This window comes from Micromonospora sp. S-DT3-3-22 (assembly GCF_015354745.1).
Taxonomy (GTDB): domain Bacteria; phylum Actinomycetota; class Actinomycetes; order Mycobacteriales; family Micromonosporaceae; genus Micromonospora; species Micromonospora wenchangensis.
Genome location: NZ_JACGMO010000025.1, coordinates 13,029 through 31,291, shown reverse-complemented (window position 1 = coordinate 31,291; position 18,263 = coordinate 13,029). Strand labels below are relative to the sequence as shown.

The window sequence follows — 18,263 nt, the reverse complement described above, 5'->3', positions numbered from 1 at the left end:
GCTCTGCGGGTGACTACTGACGGTCAACCGTCGTGGCGACTGTCGATCAGCGCCGGTTCGCGGCCGGAGCCGCGCTCGGCTTGGCCTTGCCGCCCTTCAGCGACGTGGCCGACTTGGCCGTGGAGGCCGGCGGGTAGTAGAACGTGCCCACCACGTCGGCGACCAGGTGCGTGCTGCCGGACAGGTTGTTGACGTTGAACGCGTAGTTCGGGCCGATGACACCCAGCACGCCGTTGGAGACGACCTGGCCCGCGTACGGGTTCAGGTTGCTGGTGGAGGGCTTGTTGACCCCGTCGAAGTCGGCCGGCCAGGTGGTGATGACCGTGTTGTTGGTCGGGGTGACGGCGGTGACGTTCATCGCCAGCACCTCGGTGTCGGGCGTGACCATCTCGGCCGGGGCGGTCACCTTGCGGGTGCCGTTGGCCGGGATGGCCCCGGAGATGCCCAGGTTGGAACGGCTGTCGACGATCCGGGTCGGGCTCAGCGGAGCGAACCGCATGCCGTACGGGGACTCGCCGTCGTCGACCACACCGACGAGGTCGACCAGGACGTGCGCCGACTGCGAGGTGTAGATGCTGAACTTCGGCGCACCTGCGATGCACCAGTTGTACTGCTCGGTGCCGGTGCAGGGGGTGGTCTGCACGAAGGTCAGGTTCGGCACGTTCTTGCCGGCGAGGTAGTTCACCGTCGAGGCGGCCGGCCGGGCACCCTTGCCGGACCACGCGGTGAGGAAGCCGGACTTGGCCGGCGACACCGCGGTGACGTTGAAGACGAACGACTTGACGTGCGGGTTGTACTCGTCGCCGAAGTCGAGCGAGTATTCCAGCACCTGACCGGCCGGGGGCTTGCCCTCCGGGTCGTCGCGGCTGTCCCACATGCGCTCCGGCAGGTACCACTCGTACTGGCCGCCGGCACGGTTGGTGAGGCTGTTGTCGCCCGCGTAGAAGCCGACCACGTCGACGATCACGTCGGTCGAGCCGCTGTTGTTGTAGACCGAGACCTTGCCACCGGAGCCGAGCTTCACGGTGACGTTGTTGGAGCCCAGCCAGCCCTTGGCGAAGTTCACCGAGGAGGCGGTGGGCCGGGACTCACCCGTCGGGTAGGCGGTGAGGAAGCTGGCGGCGCTGGGACCGGTGACGGTCACGTTCAGCACGACCGCGCCGACGCCGCTGGCCGGTACGCCACCACGGCCGGCGACCTGGAGGTCGACCTTCTTGCCGGCGCCGATCTTGCCGACCGGGGCGCCGGTGCCGTCGCGGGTGTCCAGCAGGCGGGCCGGGGAGACCGGGTAGTAGGCGCCGGTCACGTCGTCGAGGGCCGCCGACTTCTGCAGCGGCGCGGAGACGGGAGCCGCGGAGGCCGTACCCGGCACCACGGCGAGTGCACATGCTCCGGCGAGACCGACGCCGAGGAGAGTGCGAATTTTGCGCATAGAAACCCCGTGTTCGATGAGAAAGGGATTGGCTGCCCCAGCGTAGGGGCCTGGGTCAATGCCGGCAAGGCCGTTACAGATGATCTCCGGGTGACGTTCCGGTGAGGACGAATCAGACGTAACGCCATGCTGGTCATCAGGTCGTCCACCGTCATCCACAGGCCGACCGCCTTGTCCACAGGTTGTCCACACCCCCGGTGGACGGCACTTGACATTCGGGTGGGGCCGACGAGACTGCCCGGGTGACCGCCGACCACGACCCCGAGCCGCTACCGGTGGACCCGGGGCCGCCGGCCGCCCGGCCGGCCGGGCGGGTACGGATCGTGCTGGCCGGCGTCTCCCGCCGGGACACCCGGGCCGCCCACACCCGCACCGAGTTGACCCAGCAGACCCGGGTCGGTGAGGCGCTGGTCCGGGGCCTGGTCCGGGCACAGCTCACCCTCGCCCTGCGGCTGAGCCTGCTGGTGCTGATCGGGTTGGGCGGGCTGCCCTGGCTGTTCGCCATCGCACCCCCGGTCGGCCGGGTCACCGTGCTCGGCGTCAACCTGCCCTGGCTGCTGCTCGGGGTGGTCTCGTTCCCCTTCCTCATCGCCGTCGGCTGGGCGTACGTGCGGCTCGCCGAACGCAACGAACAGGACTTCGTCGACCTCGTCCAGCGGCCGGAACGCTGAGATGGGCAACGGGTACGTCGTACCGGCGATCGTCGCGGTCACCCTGATCACCGTCGGCATCGGCTTCTACGGCCTGCGCCTGGCCCGGACCACCTCCGACTTCCTGGTGGCGTCCCGGACGGTCAGTCCGACCTGGAACGCCGCCGCCATCGGCGGGGAGTACCTGTCGGCGGCGAGTTTCCTCGGCATCGCCGGACTGATCCTCAAGTACGGCGTCGACGTGCTCTGGTACCCGGTCGGTTTCGCCGCCGGCTACCTGGCGCTGCTGCTCTTCGTCGCCGCGCCGCTGCGCCGCTCCGGGGCGTTCACCCTGCCCGACTTCTGCGAGCTGCGGCTCGGCTCCCGCCGGCTGCGCACCCTGGCCACCGTCTTCGTCATCTTCATCGGCTGGCTCTACCTGGTGCCGCAGTTGCAGGGCGCCGGGCTGACCCTGGCCACGGTGGCCGGCTCGCCGTACCCGGTGGGGGCGTTGCTGGTCGCCGCGGTGGTCACCGCCAACGTGGCGTTGGGCGGGATGCGGGCGATCACCTTCGTGCAGGCGTTCCAGTACTGGCTGAAGTTGACCGCGCTCGCCGTACCCGCGATCTTCCTGGCCCTCCAGTGGCAGGCCGACGCCCGCCCGGCGGTGACCCCGCCCGACGGACCGGCGTTCCGCACCGCCACCACCGTCGTGGTCGAGCACCGCGCGGCCCTCACCTTCCCCGACGGCACCATCCGTGAGGTACGCCCCGGCGACGAGCTGAGCTTCGCCGCCGGTGACCCGGTGCCCGAGGTGTCCGGGGTCGCCAACGGGGCCGCCGACTGGCTGCTGCCCAGCGCCGCCGGGGACGACGACCGGGGTCTGTTCGCCACCTACTCGCTGATCCTGGCGACCTTCCTCGGCACCATGGGACTGCCGCACGTACTGGTGCGCTTCTACACCAACCCCGACGGCGCGGCGGCCCGGCGGACCACCCTGGTGGTGCTGGCCATGGTCGGCGTCTTCTATCTGCTGCCCACCCTGTACGGCGTGCTCGGCCGGATCTACACCCCGCAACTGCTGGTCAGCGGGCAGACCGATGCGGTGGTGGTGCTGCTGCCCGAGGCGGCGCTCGGTGACGGCGTCACCGGACGGCTACTCTCCGCCCTGGTCGCCGCCGGGGCGTTCGCCGCGTTCCTGTCCACCTCGTCCGGGCTGCTCACCAGCGTCGCCGGGGTGATCTCCACCGACGTGCTGGGGCACGGCTCGGTACGCGGCTTCCGGCTGGCCACGGTGATCGCCGGCGGGGTGCCGGCGGTGCTCGCCCTGAACGTCTCCGGGCTGGACGTCTCCCAGGTGGTCGGGCTGGCCTTCGCGGTCGCCGCGTCCAGCTTCTGCCCACTGCTGGTGCTCGGCATCTGGTGGCGCGGGCTGACCGACCTCGGCGCGGCGGCCGGGGTGCTGGTCGGCGGCGGCGCGGCGATCGGCGCGGTGCTGATCACCGTGCTCGGGCCGCCGCTGACCGGCTGGCCGGCCACCCTGACCACGCAGCCCGCCGCCTGGACGGTGCCGCTCGCCTTCACCGTGATGATCGCGGTGTCGATGGCGACCCGCCGCCGCACCCCGGTCGACGTCGGAGCCACCATGCTCCGCCTGCACGCCCCCGAGTCGCTGCGCTCCTGACCGGTTCGTCCCGATCGGTCGGAACCCGTGCCCATACAGCCCGTCAGTTGCGTCGGGTTCGGAGGCTGCTGACAGTGGCCTGGTTGGGGATGACCGGTTGGGCCGGGAACGGGGACTGTTGAGCGGGTGGGACGTTCACCGGGCCGTGATGGTCGTGGCGGACATGGGTCGAGTCGACCCAGCGCCAGCCTGACCAGGTTGATGGAGTTGGCGCGGTTGACCGACACGCTGCTGATCGACACCGACGGCGTGTACGACCTGGCCAACGTCAACGACCGCATCCTGCCCGGGCTCAAGCAGGGTGACGACCAGCTTCCCGGTTGTGTGCAGGCGGACGAAGTCCACGCATGCTTGAACGCCGTCGTCGAGGGTGTAGCGGCGGCCGATGGTGGCCGGTAGTTCGCCACGGACCGCCAGTTCGCCGACCTCGCGCATTCCGCCAAATGTGCCGTCCCTATCGAGTACGAAGTGCAGGCGCACGTCGTCGCGGCCGATCCACTCCTGCCGCGGTACCGGGAGGGTGATCGTGAGGAAACGTCCACCTGGACGAATGGCGCTTGCAACTGCGGTCAGGTGGTCGCTCGGCAGGGTCAGGTTGAACGCGACGTCGACGCTGGACGGGTACTCGGCTTCCGCGTACCCGATGGTCTGGTCGGCGCCGAGGCCGCGAAGGATGTCGGCATCGGCGTCGGTCGCGGTGGCGATCACCCGAGCTTTCGCGGCGGCGAGCAGCGGGATCACCGCGGTGCCGACACCGCCGGTGGCGCCGATGACCAGGACGGTTTCACCGGGCCGGATCTTGGCGGTGGCCATCAGCGCTCGTGCGGTCAGGCCGATGGTGGGCAGGGCCGCTGCCTGCTCGATGTTGAGGCCGGCCGGGCGGCGTGCCAGGAACTGGGTGTCGGCCTCGAAGACCGCGTACTCGGCCAGCGAGCCGGTGCTCAGCGACGGCCGGGTCGCACCGGCCATCGCGCGCAGTGCCCGGGGAACGGCCTGGCCGAAGATCTCGTCGCCCACCTGGTAGGCCGTCACGCCAGCACCGACCTCGCTGACGGTGCCTGCGAAGTCGTTGCCGGGCACGTGCGGGAATGCCAGTGGCATGACGTCGCGGAAATCGCCGCCGGGCAGCCGGACGTCCGCCGGGTTGATCGAGGCGGCGGCGATCCGAACCTGGATCTGCCCCGGACCGGGTCGGGGCACCGGTACGTCGGCCACCGTGTACTTCTCGGGTGGTCCGTAGGCGGTCGCGACAACTGCCTTCATGCATTCCTCCAAAAACGGACCGCGCGGTCATGTTGTTGCGTGAAGCTAGCAATAAGCGGACCCGGCGGTCAACTTGCTAGTGTGCCGAAGTGACCTCAACCCGTCCCCTGCGTGCCGACGCCGCTCGCAACCGGGAGTTGCTGCTGGCTGCGGCTGCGGACGAGTTCGCCGAGCGCGGCCTGGACGCCTCGGTCGCCGATATCGCCCGCCGGGCCGGCGTCGGGAAGGGCACTGTATTCCGCCACTTCGCCACGAAGGATGACCTGATCGCCGCGATCGTCCTCGACCGGATCCATGCGCTCAACACGGTCGGCGACCGACTGCTCGACGCGGCGGATCCAGGCGCGGCACTGCTGGAGTTCCTCACCGTCGCCGCGCATCAGCGACAACAACGCGACCTCTCGTTCCTACAGGAGGCCGGCGAGCTGAACGCGGAGGTCACCCAAGTCCGTTCGCAGATGTTCGACACCGTGCACACGCTGGTTGACCGGGCACGCGAGCACGGCGCGGTGCGGGCCGACGTCACCGGCACGGACGTCATCCTGCTGATGTGCGCGCCGAACTACGTCACCAGCTACGTGCCGGACGCCCCGCCCGACCTGTGGCAGCGATACCTCGCCATCATCTTCGACGGCCTACGCCCCGAAGGCGCCCACCCGCTGCCCCACCCGCCGCCGCTGGCTCCTTGACGCCGCGAACACAGGGTCTGACCGCCGGCGCCTGCTGACGCCTCCGGAGCGTACGCGGCTGAACGTCCTCATTTGGTGCAATGCGCGCTGCGCGGCTCGATCGTTGAAGCACAGGGGTCAGGGCGGCTTGGCCCCTGGCGACACTGACGCCGCACCGGGGGCGTCCGTCTCGGGGATGAACCGGGATCGTCCCCTGGCGGGAGCGGCCCCTCGCCCGGTCCGGATACGGTCGGGGCATGACTGGTGAACACCCTGCGCTGGCACTCCGTGGCCTGGCCAAGCAGTTCGACGGCAAGGTGGCGGTCGCCGGGGTGGACCTGGCCGTCCCCGCCGGCTCGTTCTACGGCCTGCTCGGCCCCAACGGCGCCGGCAAGACCACCACCCTGTCGATGGCCGTCGGGCTGCTGCGGCCCGACCACGGCAACGCGTGGGTGCTCGGGCACGACGTCTGGGGCGACCCGGTCGAGGCGAAACGCCTGCTCGGCGTCATGCCCGACGGAGTACGCCTGTTCGACCGGCTCAGCGGCGCGGAGCTGCTGGCGTACCACGGTCTGCTGCGCGGCATGGACCCGGCGGTGGTCGACCAGCGGGCGGCGGAACTGCTCGACGTGCTGGCCCTCACCGACGCCGGCCGGACCCTGGTGGTCGACTACTCCGCCGGCATGAAGAAGAAGATCGGCCTGGCCTGTGCGCTGCTGCACGGCCCCCGGCTGCTGGTGCTCGACGAGCCGTTCGAGGCGGTCGACCCGGTGTCGGCGGCGCTGATCCGCGACATCCTGCACCGGTACGTGGTCGGCGGCGGGACGGTCGTCTTCTCCAGCCACGTGATGGAGGTCGTCGAGCGGCTCTGCTCACACGTGGCGATCCTCGCCGAGGGCACCATCAAGCGGGTCGGCACCCTCGCCGAGGTACGTGGCGACCGCTCCCTGGAGGACGTCTTCGTCGAGGTCGTCGGCGGCCGGACGGCGACCGGTGAGGAGCTGGCGTGGCTGTCCCGGTGACCGCGCCCGCGCCCCCCACTCGGGTCCGCGCGGTCTCCCCGCGCCACTTCGTCCGGCTCAAGCTGCGGGTGATGGGCAACAACTTCCGGGGCCAGGGCTGGCGGGTCGCCCTGTTCGTGACCGGCGTGCTGGTCGGGCTCTGGTTCGCGGCCGGCGGCTTCCTCATGTTCGCCGCCCCCGGCTTCGCCGACGAACCCCGCTACGCGGTGATGGCGGCGGCCTTCGGCGGCGGGGTGCTGGTGCTCGGCTGGCTGCTGCTGCCACTGGTCTTCTTCGGCGTCGACGAGACCCTCGACCCGGCCCGCTTCGCCCTGCTGCCGTTGTCCCGCCGCACCCTGGTCACCGGGCTGTTCGCGGCGGCCCTGGTCAGCGTCCCGGTGTTCGCGGTGCTGGTCGCGGTCACCGGGCTGGTGGTCAGCGCCGCGCTGCTCGGCGGCGCGGTCGCCGGTGTCGTCGCCGCCCTCGGCGTGGTCGCCGGGGTGCTGCTCTGCGTCGCCGCCAGCCGCGCGGTGACCAGCGCGTTCGCCACCATGCTGCGGTCCCGGCGGGTACGCGACCTGGCCGCCGTGCTGCTCGCCGTGGTCGCCGCGTCACTCGGCCCGTTGCAGCTCGTGGTGCTGGCGGCGGTCCGCACCGCCGACTGGGACCGGCTCGTCGGGGTGGCCCGGATCGTCGGCTGGACCCCGTTCGGCGCACCCTGGACCATCGGCCTGGACGTGGCCGAGGGCCGGGCCTGGGCGGTCCCGGTCAAGCTGCTGATCACCGCGGTCACCATCGGGGCGCTGCTGCTCTGGTGGTCCCGGTCGCTGGAGTCGGCGATGGTCGGCGCGGCGAGCGCCGCCCCGGCCAAGGCCCGCCGGGCACCGACCGGCGGCGCGGTCGCCCAACTCTTCCCCCGGGCGGTCGGCTGGGCCCGCCGGGACCGGTTCGGCGCGCTGGTGGCCCGCGAGTGCCGCTACTGGTGGCGGGACGCCCGACGACGGGCCAATCTGATCACCATCGCGGTGGTCGGGATCTTCGTACCGGTGATGGTCAACCTCGGTGGCGCGGGGTTCGCCGTCGGCGAGGAGGGCTTCGAGGCCACCGGGGACCCGTCGCCGGTGCTGCTCAGCATCTCGATGCTCTTCGTCGGCGTGCTCGCCTCGGTGACCCTGGCCAACCAGTTCGGCTTCGACGGCAGCGCCTACGCGGCGAACGTCGTGGCCGGGGTGCCGGGTCGGCTGGAGCTGCGCGCCCGGATGACCGCCTTCTCCGTGTACGTGCTGCCGATGCTCGGCGTCGTCTCCCTGATCATCAGCGGGGTGCTCGGCCGACCGGAGTGGTTCGGGGTGGCGGCGGGCGCGCTGCTCGCCTCGTACGGGGTGGGGCTGGCGATCAACGGGTTCATCTCGGTGCTGGGGGCGTACTCGCTGCCGGAGACGAGCAACCCGTTCGCGATGAACGGTGGTTCCGGGGTCGCCAAGAGCATGCTCACCCTGCTGTCCATGGTCGGCTCGGCGGCTGCCGCCGTACCGATGGTGGTGGCCGCCGGGCTGCTCGGCGACGGGTGGCTCTGGCTGGCCCTGCCGGTCGGCGCGGCGTACGGGGTGGGGGCGGCGCTGCTCGGGGCGTACCTGGCCGGGGACGTGCTGGACCGTCGGATGCCGGAGCTGCTGTCGACCGTGACCCCCCGCCGCTGATGCCTGTCGTCGAGGCGGTGACCACCGTCGGCATTCCCCCGGACCTGGCGTTCGCGGTGTCGCAGACCGTCGCGCCGGTGCGCTACCGGTGGGACCCGTTCGTCCGCGAGCAGCACTTCGTCGACGGGGCCACCCGCCCCGGCAAGGGGGTACGAACCTTCACCCGGTCCCGGCACGGCCTGGTGATGATCAGCGAGTACGTCTCCTTCGCCCCGCCGACGAACGTCGGGATGAAGATGGTGCGCGGCCCGTGGTTCTTCGAGATGTTCGCCGGTGGCTGGCGGTTCGCCCCCGCACCCGAGCCGGGCCACACGGTCGCCACCTGGCGGTACAGCTTCCGCTGCCGGCCGGCGTTCCTGCGGCCGGTCGCCGACCGGATCGGCGTGTGGCTGCTCACCCGGGACATCCGCCGCCGGATCGCCGGTTACGCGGGCGGGTGCGCCGACCCGCAGGTGCTCGCCGCCGCCCGCGCCACCCTGCCCGGCGGGACGGACGGCACGCCCCGGACGGCGGGCCGCACCCCTCGGGGTGCGGACTCTGCCCCTCGGGATGCAGCGGACCACGACGCGGGACCACCCTCCGGTAGCTGATCCGCCAGCCGGGTCGTCGGCGCTCAGTGGCCCGCACGTCGTCCCTCCGGCGCGGGCGGTCGGGTGCGGACGATCATGGGACATGCCGGGCGGCGGGGGCCACAATGTTTCACGTGAATCCAGAACCGGGTGCCGAGATCCACCACACCGACCCGTTCGCGGTGCCGACCGGGCAACGCTCGCCGGCCCGTCGGCTGCGGGGGCGGCTCGCCGCGCCGGTGACGATCTGGACCGCTCCCGGCCCGGCCGGGCTGACCGTGTCGTCCACCCTGGTCGCCGAGGGGGAGCCGGACCGGCTGCTCGGCCTGATCGACCCCGAGGCCGACCTGTGGACGGCGATCGAGGACGCCGGCCGGTTCGCGGTGGCCCCGCTCGGGCCGTCCCACCGGCAGTTCGCCGACCGGTTCGCCGGGCTCTTCCCCTCGCCGGGCGGCCTGTTCGCCACCGACGCGTGGACCGACACACCCTACGGGCCGGTGCCCGCCGACGCTGGGAGCTGGGCCGGCTGCCGCCTCGACACCGCCCGGGAGTACGGCTGGGCCCTCCTCGTCGAGGCCACCATCGAGACGGTCGAGATCGTCGCCGACACCCCGCCCCTCCTGCACCACCGGGGCCGCTACCACCAGCTTCCCTGACCCGAGCCGCCCGAGCCGCCCGGGCGGGCCGGGGTGGCACCGCCATGTCGCCGATGTAGCGGCGTCCTGGGCGGTCGGATACCGCCATTCCGGCCCACGAGAGTCGATCGAGGGCAGGCGGGGTGGGCCGGTGAGCGGGGTGACGTGGGTCACTGGGCGCAGGTGGGGGACCGTTCGGCGCAGGGGATCGCCGGGATCGATCTGCACCTTTTCTCGCAGGCAGGCCGCTCTCTACGGTGCGCGAAACTCCCGATGCCTGTGAAGGTGGTGATCCACAGATGTCCACGGACACACCCACGCCCGCCCCGACCGACTCGGCGGCGGAGCGTTATCTGGCCGTACAACGGTCGGACGAGTTCGTCGGGTTGCGCCGCGCGCTGCGCAGCTTCGTCTTCCCGATGACCGTCGCGTTCTTCCTGTGGTACGCGCTCTACGTGATCCTCTCCGCCTACGCGCGGGACTTCATGGGCACGAAGCTCTTCGGCAGCAACATCAACGTGGCGCTGATCTTCGGCCTGCTCCAGTTCGTCTCGACGTTCCTCATCGCCTGGCTCTACTCCCGGTACGCCGACCGGAAGCTCGACCCGACCGCCGACCGCATCCGCGCCGAGATCGGGGAGGTGACCCGTGAACACGGTCCTCGCGGTTGAGGCGGGCGGCGGCACCGCCCGCAACCTGACCATCACCCTGTTCCTGGTGTTCGTGGCGGTGACGCTGGCGATCACGATCTGGGCCAGCCGGCAGACCAAGACGGCCACCGACTTCTACGCCGGCGGCCGGTCCTTCTCCGGTTTCCAGAACGGCATGGCGATCGGCGGCGACTACATGTCGGCCGCGTCGTTCCTCGGCATCGCCGGCATCATCGCGCTGTACGGCTACGACGGCTTCCTCTACTCCATCGGCTTCCTGGTCGCCTGGCTGGTGGCGTTGCTGCTGGTGGCGGAACTGCTGCGCAACTCGGGCCGCTACACGATGGCCGACGTGCTGGCGTTCCGGATGCGTCAGCGGCCGGTGCGTACGGCGGCGGCGGTCTCCACCATCACGGTGTCGATCTTCTACCTGCTGGCCCAGATGGTCGGCGCGGGCGCCCTGGTCGCGCTGCTGCTGGGAATCAAGCCGGGCACGACGTTCCTCGGCATGGACGCCGACACCGCCAAGGTGGCCACCATCATCATGGTCGGCGCCCTGATGATCATCTACGTGACCGTGGGCGGCATGAAGGGCACCACGTACGTCCAGATCGTCAAGGCGTTCCTGCTGATGACCGGCGCGCTGGTGATGACCGTGCTGGTGCTGGCGAAGTACAACTTCAACCTGTCGGCGCTGCTCGGTGACGCCGCCGCCGCGTCGGGCAAGGGCAGCGCGTTCCTCGAACCCGGGCTGCGCTACGGCGTCGAGGTGGCCGGCAACTCGACCCAGACCTTCTACAACAAGATGGACCTGCTGTCGCTGGGCATCGCCCTGGTGCTCGGCACCGCCGGCCTGCCGCACATCCTGATCCGCTTCTACACGGTGCCGACCGCCAAGGCGGCCCGCAAGAGCGTGCTCTGGGCGATCGGCATCATCGGCACCTTCTACCTGTTGACGCTGGCCCTGGGCTTCGGTGCGGCGGCGCTGGTCGGCGGCAAGGAGATCATCGCGCAGGACAAGGCCGGCAACACCGCCGCGCCGCAGCTCGCCGAGGAGCTGGGCAAGTCCTTCCTCGGCGGCGACCTGGGCGGGGCGACCCTGTTGGCGATCATCGCGGCGGTCGCGTTCGCCACCATCCTGGCGGTGGTCGCCGGCCTGACCCTGGCCTCGTCGTCCAGCCTGGCGCACGACTTCTACGCCAACGTGATCAAGAAGGGGCAGACCTCCGAACGCCAGGAGGTCCGGGTGGCCCGAATCTCGGCCCTGGTCATCGGCGCGGTCTCGATCGCCCTGTCGATCTACGCGCAGAGCCTCAACGTGGCCTTCCTGGTGGCGTTGGCGTTCGCGGTGGCCGCCTCGGGCAACCTGCCGGCGATCCTCTACAGCCTGTTCTGGAAGCGGTTCAACACCTCGGGCGCGGTCTGGGCGATCTACGGCGGCCTGATCTCGGCCGTGTTCCTGGTGTTCTTCTCACCTGTCGTCTCCGGGGCACCGACCTCGATGTTCCCGGACCACGACTGGCAGTGGTTCCCGCTGTCCAACCCGGGCCTGTTGTCCATCCCGTTCGGGTTCCTCTGCGGCTGGATCGGCACGGTGATCTCCAAGGAGCACGACGAGGACAAGTACGCCGAGTTGGAGGTGCGTGCCCTCACCGGCGCGGGCGCGCACTGAGCAACCGGCGCACCACGGGCCCCCGACGCGACCGCTCGCGTCGGGGGCCCACCCCGTCGGCCCGGCTCGGTCGCCCGGTGACGCACCCGGGAAGCACCCACGAAGGCAGGGACGGGCAGGGTACGGGGCACGCCACTGCCTCGGGTCGACCGGACCCCGGGCGGCGGGGAGAAGTAGGCTGGCCGCCATGAAGGTTGCCCAGCGGTTCGGAAACGGTCACCGCGTCCTGGTCACCGGCGGCGCCGGGTTCGTGCCGTCGCACCTGGTGGACGCCCTGATCGAGCGCGGGTGCACGGTGGTCGCGCTGGACAACTTCGTCACCGGCTCCAAGGACAACGTCGCGCACCTGGCCGAGCACCCCCGGTTCACCCTGGTCGAGGCGGACATCTCCGACGGCCTGCCCACCCACCAGCCGGCCCTGGCGCAGCGCTTCGACGCGATCCTGCACATGGCGTCCCCGGCCAGCCCGACCGACTTCGCGAAGCTGCCGGTGGAGATCCTCCGGGTCGGTTCGGTGGGCACCCTGCACCTGCTCGACCGCGCGGTCGCCGACAACGCCCGGTTCCTGATGGCCTCCACCTCCGAGGCGTACGGGGACCCGAAGGAACACCCGCAGCGGGAGACGTACTGGGGCAACGTCAACCCGATCGGGGTGCGCAGCGTCTACGACGAGGCGAAGCGGTTCTCCGAGGCGGCCACCATGGGCTACCACCGCAGCCGGGGGCTGGACGCGGCGATCGTCCGGATCTTCAACACGTACGGCCCGCGGATGCGTCCGGACGACGGCCGGGCGATCCCCACCTTCATCTCCCAGGCGTTGCGCGGCGAACCGATCACGGTGCACGGCACGGGCGAGCAGACCCGGTCGATCTGTTACGTCGACGATCTGGTCCGCGGCATCCTGCTGCTGCTCGACTCGACGCAGACCGGCCCGATCAACTGCGGCACCGAACACGAGATGACGATGCGGCAACTCGCCGAGACGATCGTGTCACTCTCCGGCAGCACGTCACAGGTGACCTACGTCACCCGCAGCGCGGACGACCCGGAGATGCGCCGCCCCGACCTGACCCTCGCCCGGGACCTGCTGGGATACCAGCCGGAGGTCTCGCCCGATGAGGGCCTGCGACGCACCATCGACCATTTCCGCGACCGGCTAGGGTAGCTCCCCCGCGCCACGCGGGACGGCCGGCGGGCTTCACATTCAGCGAACGCTCGACCCGCCTACGTACGCTGAAACGCATGTCAGCGACCTCGTCAGCCGGCGCCTCGCTCCCTTACCTGCACCGCAGCGCGGGCCGGGCCTCGGTGCCCGGCGCCGACCGGGGCCCCACCGGGCGCTCCGGGCAGTCCGACGCGCAGTGGTACCCGTCGTACCAGGAGAGCCAGCCCCGGTCGGGCGGACCGGGCGGCCCCGGCACACCCTCGGGGCCGGGCGGGCCGGGGAACTACGGCAGGCGCGGGCCGCGCCCGCGCTGGGGGCGGATCGCCCTGGTGGCCGGCGTGTCGGTGCTGGTCCTGGCGCTGCTCGGCGGGGTCGGGGCGTGGTTCTACACCCGCAACCTCAACGACGACCTGGCCCGCACCGACCCGTTCTCGGAGATCACCGGCGGCCGGCCGGCGAAGGCGGTCGACGGGGCGCTCAACATCCTGCTGGTCGGCTCGGACTCGCGGGACCCGGACGCGCCGGTCGACAAGCAGGGCGAGTGGCGGGCGGACACGCTGATCGTCATGCACATCCCGGCCGACCACAAGTCGGCCTACCTGGTCTCCATCCCGCGTGACCTGTACGTGCCGATCCCGCAGGTCGACGGCGCGGAGTGCACCTCCGAGCGGCGCGCGAAGATCAACGCGGCGTTCGCCTTCGGTGGCCTGCCGCTGGCGGTACGCACCGTGGAGTGCTTCACCGACGTCCGGATCGACCACGTGATGGCGATCGACTTCGGCGGCTTCAAGGAGGTCACCGACGCGGTCGGCGGGGTCGACCTGAAGGTGGACCAGAGCATCACCTCGATCCACAAGCCGTACCGGAAGTTCACCAAGGGCACCATGCACATGGACGGCGCGACGGCGCTGGACTGGATCCGGCAGCGCAAGCAGTTCCCCCAGGGTGACTTCGCCCGGATGCGCCACCAGCAGGAGTTCCTGCGGGCGCTGATGGACAAGGCGGCCAGCACGGGCACGCTGACCAACCCCAAGAAGCTCAACGACTTCCTCCGCTCGGTGACCGCGGCGGTGACCGTCGACCAGGAGTTCTCCCTCGGCGACATGGCCATCCAGTTCCGCAACCTGCGCGGGGAGAACCTGACGTTCCTGACCAGCCCGAACCTCGGCAGCGACACCATCAACGGCGAGTCGGTGGTGGTCTCCGACCGGGAGAAGGCGCTCGCGATGTACAAGGCGATGTCGGCCGACACGATGGCGGACTGGGTGGCGGCCGACAAGAAGGCCGCCGCCGGCAACGGCAACTGAGACGTCGCCCGGCACGGGGGCGGGCCGGCCCGGTCCGCCCCCGTGTGTCAGGCAGATTTCGACGGACGTCATCAGAGGTCGTTTCCGGACCGCTAGATCATCGGACGCCAACAGCCGTCCGGTCGCATCGATTCGCCCGAACGGATGAATCATGGGGCTAAAGGTCAGGTTGTCTGGGATTTGTGCGTGTGACGACCTCGCCTTGCCGGGAAGCGGTACGTAAAGTGGTCCCGCCCCCCGATCACGCGAGCTGGAGCACGCATGCCGGTTCAGACCAGCCCCCGCCCATCGTCGCTGAGCGCCGACCCCTACCGGGCGTCGGCCGCCGTCCCGTCACCGGGCGGTCGCGGCGGTCGGCCCTCCACGACGGCCCGCAAGCGCGCCCGGCGCAAGGACCCCCTCTGGGCGCGGCTGACCGTGGTCTTCGGCGCGGTGCTGATGCTGACCAGCGGCGTGGCGATCGTCGGCAGCAAGGCGCTGATCAGTCAGGCCACCGGCAACATCGCCCAGCGCAACCTGCTCGGCGGGGCGGGCAAGACCGAGGCCGAGGGCGGCGCCAACCTCGACGGCCCGATCGACATGCTGCTGCTCGGCGTGGACGCCCGGGAGCGCTGGGCCGCCGACGACGTCCGCTCGGACAGCATCATCGTGTTGCACATCCCGGCCAGCCACGACCAGGCGTACCTGATCTCGATCCCCCGGGACACCGAGGCGCAGATCCCGCCGTTCAAGAAGAGCGGGTTCAAGGGCGGCACCGACAAGATCAACGCGGCGTTCCAGGCCGGCGCGCGCAACGGCGGCGGCTGGGAGGGCGGCGCGCAGTTGATGGCGCAGACCATCAAGAACATGACCGGGGTCAGCTTCGACGGGGCCGCGATCATCAACTTCGGCGGCTTCAAGAACGTCATCGACACCCTCGGCACGGTGCGCATCTGCGTCAGCCACGAGGTGAAGTCGCACCACATGATGATCGTGGACGGCAAGCAGATGTGGAACGCGGACGCCAAGAAGACCGGCCGGCCGATGACCCCGGTGGTCTACAAGAAGGGCTGCCGGGAGATGAACGGCCTCCAGGCGCTCGACTACTCGCGGCAGCGCTACGGCCTGCCGAACAGCGACTACGACCGGCAGCAGAACCAGCAGCAGCTGATCAAGGCGATGGCCCGCAAGGCCACCGACAAGGGCATGCTGACCAACCCGGTCAAGGTCAACCAGTTGATCAAGGCGGCCGGTAAGGCGTTCATCCTGGACACCGGGGGCGTGCCGGTGGCGGACCTGGTGTTCACCATGCGTGGGGTGACCGCCAACGAGTTGACCATGCTGCGGACCAACGGCGGCACGTTCAACGGCAACGCCAACAACCGTGAGGCGCTCAGCCAGCAGACGCTGGACATGTTCCAGGCGATCAAGGAAGACCGGCTGGGTGAGTTCGTGTACGCCAACCCGAGCGTGCTGTCCACCCGTAAGTGACCGGCCGGTAGTCGCGCGAACCGGCCCGGGAGCCGGCCGACCCGCCGTAGCCTGACGTGAGAGATATTCACGTTGCGGCCACGGGGAGGGCGTCACGGCCAGGTCAGCGCGATCCGACCGGGGGCGGGGCACACCGCCTCCCGGCCGGCGCCGGGCACGCTGGCCACGGGCCCTGCTCGGCGTCGGCCTCGCCCTGGTCCTGCTCGCCGGACTCGCCGTGGTCGGGGTGCGGCTGCTCGCCCACCGCTACGACCGCACGGTCAGCAAGGAACAACTGCTCGCCCCCGACGCCCGGCAGGCCCGCACCGAACTGGACACCGGGCTGAACTACCTGATCGTCGGCTCCGACCGACGCCCCGGCGCAGCCGGGCCGGACCAGCGGTCGGACACCATCCTGATCGTGCACGTGCCGCCCGGCCTGCGGCAGGCGTACCTGATTTCCGTCCCCCGGGACCTGCTGGTCGCCATCCCCCCCGACGGCGTCGGCTACGGCGGGGGCCAGGACAAGATCAACGCGGCGTACGAGCACGGCGGCGGCGGCGAGGGCGGCACCCGCCTGCTCTCGGCCACCCTGACCCGGCTCACCGGCATCCGCTTCGACGGGGCGGCCCTCGTCGACTTCGCCGGCTTCCGGCAGGTCATCGACCTGCTCGGCGGCATCCGGATGTGCGTCGACACCGAGGTCCGCTCGATCCACACCGGCGTCGTCTTCCCGGTCGGCTGCCAGCAGATGGACGGCGCACGGGCGCTGGACTACGCCCGGCAGCGCTACGACCTGCCCAACGGCGACTACGACCGGCAGCGGCACCAGCAGCAGATGCTGCGGGCGATGATGGACCGCGCCGGCGAAACCCACCTGCGCACCGACCCGGTGCAACTCGACCGGGTGCTGCGGGCGGTCGGCAGCGCGCTCACCGTCGACACCAACGGCGTACCCCTGGACGAGCTGCTGTTCGCCCTGCGGTCGCTGCCCGCCGACGAGCTGCACGGGGTGCAGCTCCCGTCCTACCCGCAGACCATCGACGGCATCTCGTACGTGGTGCTCGACAACGGCGGCGGCGGACTCTTCGACGCCGTCCGCACCGACCGGCTGCCCGACTGGTCCCGGGCCAACCCGCGCTGGGTCAACCGGCTCTGACCGTCCCGCCGCGCCCACCCGCCGACAGGTCGCCACGCCGAGCGCCGACGTGCCGCCGACGGCACCGAGGATCTAGGCTTTCGACCGTGTTCGGATCCCAGGTTCCCAGTGTCCCCGTGACCGCGATCGACGACGACACCTACCTGCTCGACGTCCGCGAGGACGACGAGTGGGCGGCGGGCCACGCGCCCGGCGCGCACCACGTACCGATGATGGAACTGCCGGCCCGGCTCGCCGAGGTGCCCACCGACCGCGACGTCGCGGTGATCTGCCGCTCCGGCGGGCGCTCCGCCCAGGTCGTCGGCTACCTGCTCGGCAACGGCTGGGAGCAGGTACGCAACGCCGACGGCGGGATGCGGCAGTGGGCGGCCGTCGGCAGGCCGGTCGTCACCGGGGACGGGCAGCCCGGCCAGGTCATCTGAGCAGCGGAGGATGGCTGAGCCACTGGTCTTCGCGCACCGGGGCGCGTCGGCCGACCTGCCCGAGCACACCCTGGCGGCCTACCTGCGGGCCCTCGACGAGGGCGCCGACGGGTTGGAGTGCGACGTCCGGCTGACCCGCGACGGGCACCTGGTGTGCGTACACGACCGGCGGTTGAACCGGACCAGCAACGGTCACGGCCTGGTCAGCGCCCGCACCCTGGCCGAGCTGGAGACCCTGGACTTCGGCTCCTGGCATCCCGGCTGCGCGCCGGCCGACGGCGACGCGGCACCTGACGACACCCGTACCCGGCTGCTCACCCTGGACCGGCTGCTGACCGCCGTCCGTGACGCCGGTCGCCCGGTCCGGCTGCTGGTGGAGACCAAACACCCGTCCCGCTACCGGGGGGACGTCGAGCGTCGGCTGGTGACCCTGCTGCGTCGGCACGGGCTGGCCGAGCCGGGCCCGGACGATCCGGTCCAGGTCACCGTGATGTCGTTCTCCCCGCTGGCGGTCCGCCGGGTCCGCGAACTGGCCCCGGCGCTGCCGACCGTGCTGCTGCTGGAGGTGCTGCCGCGCTGGCTGCGGCTCGGCCGGCTGCCGTTCGGGGCCCGGATCGCCGGGCCGGGCATCGGCCTGGTCCGGGCCCGCCCGGAGCTGGTGCCCGCGCTGCGCGCCGCCGGCCACCCGGTGTACGTCTGGACGGTCAACGAGCCCACCGACCTGGAGCTGGTCCTCGACGCGGGGGTGGACGGGGTGATCACCGACCGGCCCGCGCACACCCTGGCCCGGCTGGGCCGGTGACGCCCGGCTCACACCGGTCCCCGGCCGACGCCGGGCGGTCGGGTCGGCACCGGCTG

Annotated in this window: 16 protein-coding genes and 1 pseudogene; 15 read left to right on the top strand and 2 right to left on the bottom strand. The window is 71.2% G+C overall.

Annotated elements, in window-relative coordinates:
- Positions 1 to 46 precede the first annotated feature (46 nt).
- Complete coding sequence (locus tag H1A17_RS10195) at positions 47 to 1,432, bottom strand: hypothetical protein (RefSeq protein WP_145922400.1); 1,386 nt, start codon at positions 1,430 to 1,432, stop codon at positions 47 to 49.
- 275 nt (positions 1,433 to 1,707) lie between these two features.
- Between H1A17_RS10195 and H1A17_RS10190 the strand changes: the two genes are divergently transcribed.
- Together H1A17_RS10190 and H1A17_RS10185 are read left to right on the top strand one after the other, a co-directional pair.
- On the top strand, positions 1,708 to 2,103 hold the full coding sequence (locus tag H1A17_RS10190) for a hypothetical protein (protein ID WP_194821741.1): 396 nt from the start codon (positions 1,708 to 1,710) through the stop codon (positions 2,101 to 2,103).
- A 1-nt stretch (position 2,104) separates the two neighbouring features.
- Positions 2,105 to 3,745 carry a cation acetate symporter gene (locus tag H1A17_RS10185; RefSeq protein ID WP_194821716.1) on the top strand — a complete coding sequence of 547 codons (1,641 nt, stop codon included), beginning with the start codon at positions 2,105 to 2,107 and terminating at the stop codon, positions 3,743 to 3,745.
- Positions 3,746 to 3,880: 135 nt separating this feature from the next.
- Here the strand turns inward: H1A17_RS10185 and H1A17_RS10180 are convergent, their stop codons facing one another.
- Positions 3,881 to 4,960 (bottom strand): NADP-dependent oxidoreductase, encoded by a 1,080-nt coding sequence (locus H1A17_RS10180; protein ID WP_309236745.1) that lies wholly within the window; start codon positions 4,958 to 4,960, stop codon positions 3,881 to 3,883.
- A gap of 137 nt (positions 4,961 to 5,097) precedes the next feature.
- On the opposite strand from H1A17_RS10180, the gene H1A17_RS10175 reads away from it, so the two are divergent.
- The 13 genes and pseudogenes from H1A17_RS10175 (at position 5,098) to H1A17_RS10115 (ending at position 18,207) form a co-directional block, all read left to right on the top strand.
- Positions 5,098 to 5,697 (top strand): TetR/AcrR family transcriptional regulator, encoded by a 600-nt coding sequence (locus tag H1A17_RS10175; protein WP_145922403.1) that lies wholly within the window; start codon positions 5,098 to 5,100, stop codon positions 5,695 to 5,697.
- Positions 5,698 to 5,933: 236 nt separating this feature from the next.
- Positions 5,934 to 6,698 carry an ABC transporter ATP-binding protein gene (locus H1A17_RS10170; RefSeq protein WP_088643579.1) on the top strand — a complete coding sequence of 255 codons (765 nt, stop codon included), beginning with the start codon at positions 5,934 to 5,936 and terminating at the stop codon, positions 6,696 to 6,698.
- Positions 6,683 to 8,377, top strand: coding sequence for an ABC transporter permease (locus tag H1A17_RS10165; protein WP_145922404.1), 1,695 nt, complete (start codon positions 6,683 to 6,685; stop codon positions 8,375 to 8,377). The genes H1A17_RS10170 and H1A17_RS10165 overlap by 16 nt, the downstream gene beginning before the upstream one ends.
- Complete coding sequence (locus H1A17_RS10160; protein WP_228543264.1) at positions 8,377 to 8,967, top strand: SRPBCC family protein; 591 nt, start codon at positions 8,377 to 8,379, stop codon at positions 8,965 to 8,967. The genes H1A17_RS10165 and H1A17_RS10160 overlap by 1 nt, the downstream gene beginning before the upstream one ends.
- 95 nt (positions 8,968 to 9,062) lie before the next feature.
- Positions 9,063 to 9,602 (top strand): annotated as a pseudogene (locus tag H1A17_RS10155) (flavin reductase family protein); the annotation flags it as partial.
- 278 nt (positions 9,603 to 9,880) lie between these two features.
- On the top strand, positions 9,881 to 10,252 hold the full coding sequence (locus tag H1A17_RS10150) for a DUF485 domain-containing protein (protein WP_194821714.1): 372 nt from the start codon (positions 9,881 to 9,883) through the stop codon (positions 10,250 to 10,252).
- A complete protein-coding gene (locus tag H1A17_RS10145; RefSeq protein ID WP_194821713.1) occupies positions 10,230 to 11,903 on the top strand; it encodes a cation acetate symporter in 1,674 nt (557 codons plus the stop codon). The genes H1A17_RS10150 and H1A17_RS10145 overlap by 23 nt, the downstream gene beginning before the upstream one ends.
- 187 nt (positions 11,904 to 12,090) lie before the next feature.
- On the top strand, positions 12,091 to 13,068 hold the full coding sequence (locus tag H1A17_RS10140) for an NAD-dependent epimerase/dehydratase family protein (protein WP_194821712.1): 978 nt from the start codon (positions 12,091 to 12,093) through the stop codon (positions 13,066 to 13,068).
- Between the two features lie 77 nt (positions 13,069 to 13,145).
- Positions 13,146 to 14,375, top strand: coding sequence for an LCP family protein (locus tag H1A17_RS10135; RefSeq protein WP_194821711.1), 1,230 nt, complete (start codon positions 13,146 to 13,148; stop codon positions 14,373 to 14,375).
- 261 nt (positions 14,376 to 14,636) lie between these two features.
- Entirely contained in the window at positions 14,637 to 15,845 is a 1,209-nt protein-coding gene (locus H1A17_RS10130) for an LCP family protein (RefSeq protein ID WP_145922410.1), read from the top strand.
- Positions 15,846 to 16,062: 217 nt separating this feature from the next.
- Complete coding sequence (locus H1A17_RS10125; RefSeq protein ID WP_240762512.1) at positions 16,063 to 16,983, top strand: LCP family protein; 921 nt, start codon at positions 16,063 to 16,065, stop codon at positions 16,981 to 16,983.
- A gap of 86 nt (positions 16,984 to 17,069) precedes the next feature.
- Complete coding sequence (locus H1A17_RS10120; protein ID WP_088643589.1) at positions 17,070 to 17,405, top strand: rhodanese-like domain-containing protein; 336 nt, start codon at positions 17,070 to 17,072, stop codon at positions 17,403 to 17,405.
- 10 nt (positions 17,406 to 17,415) lie between these two features.
- Entirely contained in the window at positions 17,416 to 18,207 is a 792-nt protein-coding gene (locus H1A17_RS10115; protein ID WP_145922412.1) for a glycerophosphodiester phosphodiesterase family protein, read from the top strand.
- Positions 18,208 to 18,263: the final 56 nt, after the last annotated feature.

Excerpts from the sequence above, each read along its gene's own strand:
- H1A17_RS10195 (WP_145922400.1), bottom strand. The coding sequence starts at position 1,432 with ATGCGCAAAATTCGCACTCTCCTCGGCGTCGGTCTCGCCGGAGCATGT.
- H1A17_RS10185 (WP_194821716.1), top strand. The coding sequence starts at position 2,105 with ATGGGCAACGGGTACGTCGTACCGGCGATCGTCGCGGTCACCCTGATC.
- H1A17_RS10170 (WP_088643579.1), top strand. The coding sequence starts at position 5,934 with ATGACTGGTGAACACCCTGCGCTGGCACTCCGTGGCCTGGCCAAGCAG.
- H1A17_RS10160 (WP_228543264.1), top strand. The coding sequence starts at position 8,377 with ATGCCTGTCGTCGAGGCGGTGACCACCGTCGGCATTCCCCCGGACCTG.
- H1A17_RS10150 (WP_194821714.1), top strand. The coding sequence starts at position 9,881 with ATGTCCACGGACACACCCACGCCCGCCCCGACCGACTCGGCGGCGGAG.
- H1A17_RS10140 (WP_194821712.1), top strand. The coding sequence starts at position 12,091 with ATGAAGGTTGCCCAGCGGTTCGGAAACGGTCACCGCGTCCTGGTCACC.
- H1A17_RS10135 (WP_194821711.1), top strand. The coding sequence starts at position 13,146 with ATGTCAGCGACCTCGTCAGCCGGCGCCTCGCTCCCTTACCTGCACCGC.
- H1A17_RS10130 (WP_145922410.1), top strand. The coding sequence starts at position 14,637 with ATGCCGGTTCAGACCAGCCCCCGCCCATCGTCGCTGAGCGCCGACCCC.
- H1A17_RS10115 (WP_145922412.1), top strand. The coding sequence starts at position 17,416 with ATGGCTGAGCCACTGGTCTTCGCGCACCGGGGCGCGTCGGCCGACCTG.